Origin of the sequence: Microcystis sp. LE18-22.4A (assembly GCF_027531105.1) — a bacterium.
GTDB lineage: Bacteria > Cyanobacteriota > Cyanobacteriia > Cyanobacteriales > Microcystaceae > Microcystis > Microcystis aeruginosa.
Genome location: NZ_JAPZRB010000194.1, coordinates 1 through 10,806, shown reverse-complemented (window position 1 = coordinate 10,806; position 10,806 = coordinate 1). Strand labels below are relative to the sequence as shown.

Genomic DNA, 10,806 nt, shown 5'->3' with positions numbered 1-10,806 from the left:
CTGGACTTCCCCCATACAGAAATACTAAAAAATTAACAAAACCCTTACTGCCTGGAGCTTCTCAGAAAAAATTGAAAAGACGCTACTGGGTACATTTTCCCTTTGAAAATGGCTGTACCGTTGACTGTATCTAGAGTAGAGCGATTCCGTAGAGTTGGCTGTATAGTGATCGCTAACCTTATTGTAACAGATGGTGTCATTAATCTCTAGAGTCAGCGATTCCCTCGGTAGCCATGTTTTTGATGGTTTTCTGCCTGGAAACAAGCTATAATGGTCGAAGGGTCAAATTTGAAAAATTTTGCCTCAAACCCTGTCTGCGTAAGGATTTCAGGAGTTTGTACCCAGTAGTTTATTAGTATTACATTGCTTTAACTCAGGCTCTGTAAGACTTTGAGCCATAGCTAGTATATTTATACAGGGGAAGTTCAGGAATTAGCAGAGAGAAAAAGACACATGGATGTAGTTGGGTTTCCTTTCGTCAACCCAACCTACAAGATCGGCGATCGCACTATCAACAGGGAGATTAAAGATCGACAGGGAGAAGCCGCTTCTCTAGGCAGTTTAGGACTCGCTTACCGTTCCCTCGGACAGTATCCGAAGGCGATTGATTTCTATCAACAGTCTTTAGCCATCCAGCAGAAGATCGGCGATCGCACTGTGGGGAATCAACCAGATATGATACAACTCCTGTCGGTTTAGATAATGACGACCGGATTTGCCCCATTAATGTTGTAACCCTCTAGTTGGAGGATGGCATCAGTGGCTGCCTGGAAGCCAGCAACCCCGTTATTGAGGGCGATGAACGTTCCACTCTGACCTGTTACCTTAAAGGCGGCTGCAGTATTAGCCCCAAAGACCGCATTGGTGAGGACGGCTTGAATGGCAGCTTGCGATAAACTGGCAGCAGTCCCTTTCGATGCAGTCAGCGAGACTGCTGGGATCGCTGATGGGGCATTGATGCGATCGGGAGAAGCCCCGCTACCACTGTAATCTTTGACGACATCGAAGCTGGCGAGGAGAGACTCAGTAAGGGCATTATAGGTGAAAGTATCTTGTCCTGTGCCGCCCGTCAGGATGTCTTTTCCTTGACCTCCTACGAGGATATCGTTGCCGATTCCCCCATTCAGGCTGTCGTTGCCGCTGCCTCCACTCAGGGAATTATTCAGGCTGTTACCCGTCAAGGTATCATTTAGGCTGCCGCCCGTGATGTTTTCAAAGGCGCTGGCGCTAGTTAAGGTGAGAGTGAGATTGCCAGGGGTGACGACTTGGGCAGCCGTACTTCCCAGATTGGCATTGACGGCTTTCGTTGTCGTGTCGGCAAAGTTCAAGGTATCGATCCCCGCTCCATCCGTGAGGCGATCGCTTCCCAACACAGTATCAGTGTCAAAATTATAGGCATCGTTGCCACTTCCACCATCGAGGGTGTCGTTGCCACCGCCTCCACTGAGAGAGTCGTTGCCGTTCCCCCCTGACAGGGAATTATTCAGGCTGTTACCCGTCAAGGTATCATTTAGGCTGCCGCCCGTGATGTTTTCAAAGGCGCTGGCGCTAGTTAAGGTGAGAGTGAGATTGCCAGGGGTGACGACTTGGGCAGATGTACTTCCCAGATTGACGCTGACGGTTTTCGTTGTCGTGCTGGCAAAGTTCAAGGTATCGATCCCCGCCCCATCCGTGAGGCGATCGCTTCCCAACACAGTATCAGTATCAAAATTATAGGTATCGTTGCCATCGCCTCCAGTCAGGATGTTGTTGCCAGAATTGCCAGTAATCTTGTTGTTGAGGCCATTGCCTGTGCCGTTAATATTGCCTGTCCCTGTTAGGGTCAGGTTTTCTAGGTTCAGGAGAATTTCCAGACTGTAAGTAATTGGGGATTGGACAGTATCGATACCTTCGTTGACGTTTTCAATGATGGCATCGCCCAGACTGCTAACGACATAAGTATCGTTACCGTTACCCCCTCGCATACTATCAAAGCTGACTCCACCATCGAGGGTATCGTTGCCTGATCCACCGATGAGGGTATCGTTGCCTCCCAGACCTAATAAATTACTGTGGAGACCCAATGCCTCAAGGGTGTCGTTGTCGGCAGTTCCTTGTAGGGTGATGTAGGTCATTTCTGCTGTTCCGAATCCGTAGTTGGAGACATTAGGTTCTTGACCCGTGCCATTCGAGCCATTCAGACCTGGATAACCATTTTCACTGTATCCGCCATTACCTCGACCGCCACTGCCGCCACTGCCGCCAGCACCGCCGAGACTTTGATTGTCTGCAAAAGTGCTTTTAGTACCGCTTAAACTGCCCTCGTTGAAAATCGCACCACCTTGGGCATTGCCGCCGTCACCACCATCACCACCATCACCGCCATCTTGTAAGAACGACCGTGGGTTAGCAGCAGCCCCGTTAGCACCCCTGCCACCATTACCGCCTCGGGCAATATTTCTCAGGAAGCTACTACCACTGATATCGATTACTCCTTCGACGGAATTATAGATTGCACCACCAAAAGCAGGACCGCCATCGCCTCCATCACCTCCATCCTGCCCGTAGCCACCAGGAGACGAACCAAAGTGTCCAACCAGTCCCTGAGCGAGGTTATCCGAGAACGTGCTGTCAATAATTCCGATAATGCCTCCATCGGCATTATAGATAGCACCCCCTTTACCCCCTGTACTCTTATTATTGCTCACAGTAACCTTACTGAGGTTGACGGTTCCTTGGTTATAAATCGCTCCACCATTTGCCCCAGCTGCCAAACCATTACTGATCGTTAAATCAGAAAGCTTGAGGGCAACATTGGGAGAGACCTCAAAAGTCCGGTCAATGCTCTTGGCATCAATGATCGTGAGACCAGCACCCAAACCAACAATGTTCAGGTTAGCCAAGATATCGAAATCGCCAGCTTCCGTTCCCGCCCCCTGAAGATTCAAAGTGTAAGTTCCCGCACCTAAGACAATCGTGTTATTGCCTGGACTGTTGTTGTTGGCAAGGATAGCTTCTCGCAGGGAAATCAACCCATCCAAAGGATTGACAACATCCGCAAATGTCGTAACAACAATTCCATTGGTTGTAGCCGCTAGATTGGTTGATAACGATTCCGAATTAAAAGAAGTAAATTCACCTGCAAGGGGCTGTTTTTGAACAGTTGCTATTGAAGAAACAACTGGCAAATTTAATTGTTCAAATTGGGGGGAAGTTATCTGAAATTTACCCTCTGAGGATAAATAGACATTCATTCGTGATTCCCTGGCATTATCTAGAATGTCTAAGTAGTCCAATTCATCTATGAATGTCAGTTGAAGTTGTGGAGAATATGTCATGATGCACGTCACCTCCTTCTTGCGCCTTTTCTTTATAAATATCCGCTACAATGAATCTTTAGTGAACTCCACGAGTATAATCCTAATTCCACTGGCTTCTTCGCCGCCATATCATGATAGTGATCTGCCTCTTTACAGTAACGTCTGTCTTGGTAGGCTTTTTTATCAAACTCGTAGAGAAATTGGATTATTCTGTTTGCCCATTCTGTTTTATACGTCAAAGACAGTATTGTCCCTCTTTTTCCAGGTATGTAATCCCTACTTTGTTCATCGTAATCTTTGTAGGCATCAATCATAGTTTGTAACGAAGCTTCGTATCGATACTGACCTGATGCAGTCTCAGGAAATATGAGAAACCCTGTTAAGAGAGATACACTACAGACTATAACAGGTGCTACAGTTCTAGGATTAATCATAACAACCTCCCACAGAACCTACTTTAATTATCCCACCCTAGCCAAAGGCAAAGCGTTAATTTTTCATTAAGTAACGTCCATTCAGAACCCCGGTTCGCGCGTTCACAATGAGACTGAAACCCTTGTGATCCCGTAGGCGAGAAGCCCTAAAAAATCCTTAACCGAGAGGTATTGAATTCCGCAGAGGCAATAATTTAATCAATTTAAGCTATAGTGGAAGACACCACCAGCGCAGAAATTGCGATGCTAAACCCTGTTTAAAAGGCATAAAAAAACAGGGAGCAGGGAGTAGGGAACGGGTAGTTAATCATACTATCAAAAGCGGATTTGGTATAACTCTCGATCACTTAAAATCAAGAGGCTCTCTTGGGTTTCGTGTGATAAGCAAAATTTATGACTTTTAAAACGGTCTCTGGATAAGGCTTTCAGGGCTTACTTACCCAAGACGCTATCAAGAATACCCACATTTTCCCACAAAGTACAAGAGAACCAATCAAGATTATCCCCTAGTTTTTAACTCCCGACATTTGCCGCATTTCTAAATACACTAACAAAGCGTTAATATCGGCTGGATTGACTCCGCCAATTCGCGAGGCTTGGCCGATGGTGGCGGGTTTAATTTTTGTTAATTTTTCCCGGGATTCCATTGACAAAGTTTCGATTTTCATGTAGTCAATATCGGGGGATAAATGACGGTTACTGTGGCGACTAATTTGGTCAATTTGATTTTGTTGTCGTTTCAGATAACCGGAATATTTAATCTCAATTTCTACCCCTTCTCTTTCGGCTAAATTTAAATCGGGATTACCTAAACCATAGCGATCGAGATCGAGATAATGGAAGCTAGGACGACGCAGTAAATCCGCTAAAGAGAGAGAACCTTTGATTTTTTGTTCCGTATCCTTAACGATGGCGATTGCCACCTGATCCCGTTCTTTAATTCTCGTTTCGTGTAGGCGTTCTTTTTCAGCGATAATATTAGCTTGTTTAGTTTGGAATAATTGCCAACGCCGGTCATCAATTAAGCCAATTTCTCGCCCTAAAGGTGTTAATCTTTGATCGGCATTATCCGATCGCAATACTAAGCGATATTCGGAACGACTGGTTAACATCCGGTAAGGTTCCCGCAGATCCTTGGTACACAAATCATCGACCAAAGTTCCTAGATAACTTTCCTCCCGGGGAAAAACAATTAACTCTTTTCCTAAAGCAAACCGGGCCGCATTAATCCCCGCCACCAGTCCCTGGGCTGCCGCTTCTTCATAACCGGTTGTGCCGTTAATTTGTCCCGCACAAAATAATCCCTCAATCTTCTTCGTCATCAGGGTTGGATAACACTGAGTTGCCGGTAAATAATCGTATTCCACTGCATAGGCAGCACGCAACATCACACAGTTTTCTAAACCGGGTAAAGTCCGCAGCATTGCTAATTGAACATTTTCCGGCAGTCCCGTTGAAAAGCCTTGGATATAAAGTTCGGGAATATCGCGCCCTTCCGGTTCAATAAAAATTTGATGACTTTCTTTATCGGCAAAACGGACGATTTTATCCTCAATACTAGGACAATAACGCGGCCCTTTGGAGTCAATAAAACCGCCATAAATGGGGGATAAATGTAAATTATCTCTGATTAATTGATGAGTTGCCGCCGTGGTGCGGGTGAGATGACAGTTCATTTGTTCTCGTTCGATCCACACCTCTGGATCAAAACTAAACCAACGTACCTCGTCATCAGGCGGTTGCGGTTCCATACGGGAGTAATCCACCGAACGCTTATCCACACGGGCAGGAGTGCCAGTTTTTAGGCGATCGGTCTCGAATCCGAGACGATTTAGGGTTTCTGTTAAACCCACCGCCGCAAATTCGCCCGCGCGTCCAGCTGCCATAGACTTGCCGCCGATCCAGATTTTGCCGCCTAAAAAAGTGCCAGTGGTTAAAATGACGGCTTTAGCGGCGAAACAAGTGCCGAAATAGGTTTCTACCCCTAAAACTTGCTCATTTGCCCCTAAAATCAGGTCTGTGGCCATGGCTTCCCGAATAACCAGATTGGCTTGGGTTTCGACGATACCTTTCATCACCGCCGCGTATTCCCGTTTATCGGTTTGGGCGCGTAGGGCCCAGACTGCCGGTCCGCGAGAGGCATTAAGAACCCGTTTTTGCAGATAGGTGCGGTCGGCCATTTTGCCAATTTCGCCGCCCAAAGCGTCCACTTCATGGGTTAATTGGGATTTAGCCGGACCACCGACGGCGGGGTTACAGGGTTGCCAAGCGATTTTATCGAGATTAAGGGTGAGGAGAAGGGTACGACAACCGAGACGGGCGCAAGCTAGGGCCGCTTCACAGCCGGAATGGCCCGCCCCGACGACGATGACATCAAATTCGTCTTGAAAGTCTGCGGCTGAGGAGAAAGTCATACTCGATCGAGGGGAAAATTAATTAATCAGGCTAATATTCTAGCAATTTTTCTGAGTTTTCCCCCCAATATAATACAAGAATACTAACTAAGTCATTGACTAACACCAAAGCGATCGCATAAATCTAAAAACAATCTGTATAATCCCTATTTACCCTTGCCTTTTCAGGGCATTACTGGCTAAGTATTATAGGTGCTTATCATATCTTCACGATCGTTTAAAGATTGTAATCATGGATTTACTTGCCAATCCCGTCGCTTTGTCGCGGATACAATTTGCCGTCACCGCTATTTTCCATATGCTTTGGCCGGTGTTAACCACTGGTATGGGCATTTATCTAGTCATTGTCGAAGGATTATGGCTAAAAACCCGCAATCCTGACTACTATCATCACGCTCGCTTCTGGGCAAAACTCTACATTCTCAATTTCGGCATTGGAGTTGCTTCTGGTTTACCCATGGCCTTCCAGTTTGGCATGAATTGGGCGCCTTTTTCGGAAGCGGTGGGGGACTTTTTCGGAACTATCCTCGGTTTCGAGGGAACCATGGCCTTTATGCTAGAGGCTAGTTTTCTGGGAATTATGTTGTTTGGTTGGGGACGAGTTCCCCCTTTAATTCACTTCCTAGCGACAATTCTCGTCGCTTTCGGGGCTAATCTTTCCACTTTCTGGATTCTAACCGCTAATTCTTGGCTGCAAACCCCCGCCGGCGGCATTTTCGTGGATGGTAAATTTATCGTTCAGGATTACCTACAAGCGATTCTCAATCCCTTCATGGTTAATAGTTTCCTGCATATGTTTTTCGCTACTCTGGAAACTTCTTTATTCGTCATTGGTGGGATTAGTGCTTGGTATTTGCTCAATAAACGTCACATTAGCTTTTTTAGTCGTTCTCTCAAAATTGTTCTTACTCTAGCGATTGTTATCGCCCCCTTGCAAATTTTTGTCGGTCATCTTAGTGCCGAACAAGTGTATCACTATCAACCGGCTAAATTAGCCGCTATGGAAGCACAATGGGAAACCATTCCCGCGGGAGAAACTGCCGGTTGGAGTTTGGTCGCTTTACCCAAGGATAAAGCGGAGACAAATAGCTGGGAAGTGAAGATTCCTAATGCTTTGGGTTATCTTTTGGAGTTAAAACCCAAGTTATCGGAACCTGTTCTCGGCTTAAAAACGTGGAAATACGAAGACAGACCGCACATGGTGGGGCTAATCTATTATTCCTTCCGGATTATGGTCGCTATCGGTCTTTTTCTCGCTTCTTTAATGACTGTAACTGTCGGGCAATGGCTGCGCGGTCAACTGAGTAACGAAAAAATCGACAGTCAAAAATGGTTACTGCGCGCTTGGGTTTTTGCGGCCCCTCTGGGTTATCTTGCGGTTGAAACCGGTTGGATTGTCCGTTGTGTCGGTCGTCAACCCTGGACAGTTTACAATCAAATCCGGACAGTGGATGCTGCTTCTAAACTGCCCGCAGGCGAGATTTTAACCTCTTTAATCGGAATTACGGCGATTTATGTCTTTTTCTTGGTTTCTGCTCTCTATTTCGGTAGTCTTATTATCCGTCAGGGACCCAATCTCAACTTACCACTGCCGGGGACTCAACAGGAAAAAGTGACCTCACCAGAACTAAATCCTCGTTCCCTAGAAGCGCAACAATAGGAGGAACTATGGAACCGTTACAGTATTTTTTGCCACAAATTTGGTTTTTTATTCTGGGTTTATTCCTGTTTCTCTACGTCCTCCTCGATGGTTTTGACTTGGGGGTGGGAATTCTTTCCCTGACTTCCTCCTCCGAGAAGCGTCGCAGTATTTTAATGACCAGTTTGGGCAATGTTTGGGATGCTAACGAAACTTGGATTGTCTTGATGGGGGGTTCCCTGTTTGGGGCGTTTCCCCTAGCTTACGGGACAATTTTAAACGCTTTATACCTGCCAGCAGTGATTATGGTGGTGGGGCTGTTATTTCGGGCTGTTTCCTTCGAGTTTCGTGAACATTCTCGTCGCAAGTTGTTCTGGAATTATGCCTTCGGACTCGGCAGTTTTTTGGCCGCTTTGGGGCAAGGATTCGCCCTCGGTGCGGTTTTTGAGGGCATTAAAGTGGATGAATTGGGTCATTTTGCCGGCGGCCCCTTTGATTGGTTAACATGGCGATCGATTCTAGTTTCTCTAACTTTAATCCAAGCTTATGTTTTAGTGGGTTCCACTTACCTAATTCTGAAAACTACGGGTAATTTACAGGAAGTTCACTATAAAACGGCAAAAATTGCCGCTATTACCACTTTTATCGGTGCTGTCTTTATCACCATCAGTACGCCGCTGCTTTCTGACCATATCCGTCAGCGTTTATTTGACCCTCGACTAATTTACATCTTTATCCTCATCCCGATTTTAGCTGTGGTCTTACTGGGTTTATTACTGCGGAGTTTGCAACTAAAGGAAGAAAACACCCCCATGGTCTGGACAGTATTGCTGTTTATGCTCTCTTTTATCGGTTTGGGATTGTTGATTTTCCCCGATATTATTCCCCCGTCAGTGACAATTTATCAAGCGGCGGCCGCCCCTAGTTCTTTGGTGTTTATGCTGACTTTTGTGGGTTTTTTAATCCCAATTTTACTAGCCTATACAGTTTATAATTACATCGTTTTTCGGGGCAAAATTACTGCTGAATCCTACGGAGAATAGATGGCGTTGCCGATTTCAGATATGAATCTTCTTTGGTGGTATTTTTAAGGGGAAACTCTCTACCGCTGATGCTAAACTGAATTTATTCTAGGAGGTCTTTGGGGGTAATTAACTCGTAACGCTCGAAGGGTTGATGAATCCAAGGATTATCGGGGTAATATTCCACATAATAGTCAGGTTTGATTCTTGATGCCGCTTTGTACCAGATCACCGCAGTTTTGATATTGGTAATCCCGTATTTTTCCTGTAACAAAATCGAGGTTTTTTGGAGAGTGATTCCCGAATCGACTAAATCATCCACTAATAACAAGGGACTCTTTAATTTGGGTTCGATCATGGCTAAATTCGAGGAAATAGTTAATTCTCCCCGAATTTGATGATTTTGCCCCCCGTAGGAAGCAGCGTAGAGAATGGCTAGGGGTTGACGAAAAAGACGACAGAGAATGTCACCGACGCGCAATCCTCCCTTAGCTAAACAGACAATCTGAGCAAATTGCCAACCAGAATGATCGATTTTTACTGCTAATTTTTCGATCAGACGATGGTATTCATCCCAAGAAACATAGACATCGGCCATATTTTCCATTCCCGATTCAGAATTACTTATTTTCGGCAGGTCGATCACTACTCCAGGCCCACCAAACTCGATCGCATTGACAATGATAGAATTCCTGCCATTTACGTCGAGAATCTTCTCCTAAAACGGGAGCGCGGCGATTGATCCAAACGGCCTGAGCTTCTTTAGCTTTTGCCCCACAGTAAGGACAACAAAAATTGTAGGCGTGAACAGCATTCTCTGTCCAGTCAGGGGGAAAGGGACTAAAAGCATCCATAATCTCTGGGTTAAGGGGGTTAACAGTCAAAAAGGGGCTTGAATCGCTGGTGTTTAGGCTATAGTTCTCAATTTCTGCTTCGATAATTTTTACAGCGTTTCCCATAAAGATGAAGTGTAACCTAATTTGGTATTGACGACCGACTCCCCCAAAGGAAAACTTTGTACCTCATCATTAAGATAAATGCTATAATAGGTTTTGACAAATCGCGATCGGGAATATTTTCATGAAAACGAAGATTAATAACCGGAAAAACTGGCTCAATAGACAATCTCCTTGTTTACTTTATCACTAAAAAAATATGGCTAAAGGGGATCAAATATACGCTGAGCGGGAATTGCTCAATCTTCAGGGTGTTTATGCTCATCATGGCATCGATTGCGGTGATGGTAGCGTCATTCATTACCGAAAACCGAGCGAGATTGTAGAACGAACTTCCCTAGAAACCTTTGCTAGGGGCGGTAAAATCTATGTGGTGCGCTATGTAGAGGTGGGATTTTCCTTTATCCCCGATGTGGTGGTAGAAAGGGCGCTAAGTCGTCTGGGGGAGCAGAAATATAATCTTCTTTTTAACAACTGCGAACATTTTGCCACTTGGTGTAAGACCGGTATTAGCAAAAGTCAACAGATAGAAGAATTTATCCCGATTATTACCCATTTACAAGCGGTGGGACTCTACGAACCTCTGAAAAAATCCCTCATCGGAGCCGACCCCAACAATGCCCAAACCCTGTTAAAAGGGGCTTTAAGCAATCTTAAGGTCAGTTGGGATGAAATTCAACCCCAGTACAAAAAAGCCATTCAAGAAGCAGAAACATGGAATCGAGTAGCGATCGAAGCTTTAAGCAGAAATCGCGATGATTTAGCCCGGGAAGCCCTGAAACGCAAGGTAGAAGCCAAAAAACAGGCAAAACGCCATCAGGAACAATTGGATCAACTAGCGGCCATGACCGAAAATGTTCTTAAAAGTCTGGTGATTGCTAACGGTTAGTCTGGATGTCAGTAGGGTTTGCTGAATAAATCTAAAAACCTTGTTGGATAGGGTTTTTAGACTTGTTTTCCCTCAAAAAGTGCCGACCTTTGGAGTGATTGGGGGGAAAATTCAGGTACTTTTTCCCTGAAAATTAGGTAATTGACCCCCTGA

The 10,806-nt window shown here is 45.4% G+C and carries 8 protein-coding genes; 4 read left to right on the top strand and 4 right to left on the bottom strand.

The window, feature by feature from the left end; all coding sequences use genetic code 11:
• The first annotated feature begins 453 nt into the window (after positions 1 to 453).
• Positions 454 to 699 (top strand): tetratricopeptide repeat protein, encoded by a 246-nt coding sequence (locus O9295_RS27320; RefSeq protein WP_353851852.1) that lies wholly within the window; start codon positions 454 to 456, stop codon positions 697 to 699.
• On the opposite strand, the gene O9295_RS08475 is transcribed toward O9295_RS27320, so the two are convergent.
• Positions 696 to 3,317, bottom strand: a complete 2,622-nt coding sequence (locus O9295_RS08475) for a bluetail domain-containing putative surface protein (protein WP_288032663.1) — start codon at positions 3,315 to 3,317, stop codon at positions 696 to 698. The genes O9295_RS27320 and O9295_RS08475 overlap by 4 nt on opposite strands.
• Before the next feature lie 922 nt (positions 3,318 to 4,239).
• Positions 4,240 to 6,147 carry a tRNA uridine-5-carboxymethylaminomethyl(34) synthesis enzyme MnmG gene (gene mnmG, locus O9295_RS08470; RefSeq protein ID WP_288032662.1) on the bottom strand — a complete coding sequence of 636 codons (1,908 nt, stop codon included), beginning with the start codon at positions 6,145 to 6,147 and terminating at the stop codon, positions 4,240 to 4,242.
• A gap of 232 nt (positions 6,148 to 6,379) precedes the next feature.
• On the opposite strand from mnmG, the gene O9295_RS08465 reads away from it, so the two are divergent.
• A complete protein-coding gene (locus O9295_RS08465) occupies positions 6,380 to 7,807 on the top strand; it encodes a cytochrome ubiquinol oxidase subunit I (RefSeq protein WP_288032661.1) in 1,428 nt (475 codons plus the stop codon).
• Positions 7,808 to 7,815: 8 nt separating this feature from the next.
• Positions 7,816 to 8,829 carry a cytochrome d ubiquinol oxidase subunit II gene (cydB, locus tag O9295_RS08460; RefSeq protein WP_002753098.1) on the top strand — a complete coding sequence of 338 codons (1,014 nt, stop codon included), beginning with the start codon at positions 7,816 to 7,818 and terminating at the stop codon, positions 8,827 to 8,829.
• 82 nt (positions 8,830 to 8,911) lie between these two features.
• On the opposite strand, the gene O9295_RS08455 is transcribed toward cydB, so the two are convergent.
• Positions 8,912 to 9,406, bottom strand: coding sequence for a phosphoribosyltransferase (locus O9295_RS08455; RefSeq protein ID WP_043998939.1), 495 nt, complete (start codon positions 9,404 to 9,406; stop codon positions 8,912 to 8,914).
• A 22-nt stretch (positions 9,407 to 9,428) separates the two neighbouring features.
• The gene (locus tag O9295_RS08450) at positions 9,429 to 9,662 is read right to left on the bottom strand and encodes a hypothetical protein (RefSeq protein WP_002771307.1); all 234 of its coding nucleotides are present in this window, start codon (positions 9,660 to 9,662) and stop codon (positions 9,429 to 9,431) included.
• A gap of 301 nt (positions 9,663 to 9,963) precedes the next feature.
• On the opposite strand from O9295_RS08450, the gene O9295_RS08445 reads away from it, so the two are divergent.
• Positions 9,964 to 10,653 carry a lecithin retinol acyltransferase family protein gene (locus tag O9295_RS08445; protein ID WP_288032660.1) on the top strand — a complete coding sequence of 230 codons (690 nt, stop codon included), beginning with the start codon at positions 9,964 to 9,966 and terminating at the stop codon, positions 10,651 to 10,653.
• Positions 10,654 to 10,806 lie beyond the last annotated feature (153 nt).

Excerpts from the sequence above, each read along its gene's own strand:
- cydB (WP_002753098.1), top strand. The coding sequence starts at position 7,816 with ATGGAACCGTTACAGTATTTTTTGCCACAAATTTGGTTTTTTATTCTG.
- O9295_RS27320 (WP_353851852.1), top strand. The coding sequence starts at position 454 with ATGGATGTAGTTGGGTTTCCTTTCGTCAACCCAACCTACAAGATCGGC.
- O9295_RS08445 (WP_288032660.1), top strand. The coding sequence starts at position 9,964 with ATGGCTAAAGGGGATCAAATATACGCTGAGCGGGAATTGCTCAATCTT.
- O9295_RS08455 (WP_043998939.1), bottom strand. The coding sequence starts at position 9,406 with ATGGCCGATGTCTATGTTTCTTGGGATGAATACCATCGTCTGATCGAA.
- O9295_RS08465 (WP_288032661.1), top strand. The coding sequence starts at position 6,380 with ATGGATTTACTTGCCAATCCCGTCGCTTTGTCGCGGATACAATTTGCC.
- O9295_RS08475 (WP_288032663.1), bottom strand. The coding sequence starts at position 3,317 with ATGACATATTCTCCACAACTTCAACTGACATTCATAGATGAATTGGAC.
- mnmG (WP_288032662.1), bottom strand. The coding sequence starts at position 6,147 with ATGACTTTCTCCTCAGCCGCAGACTTTCAAGACGAATTTGATGTCATC.
- O9295_RS08450 (WP_002771307.1), bottom strand. The coding sequence starts at position 9,662 with ATGGATGCTTTTAGTCCCTTTCCCCCTGACTGGACAGAGAATGCTGTT.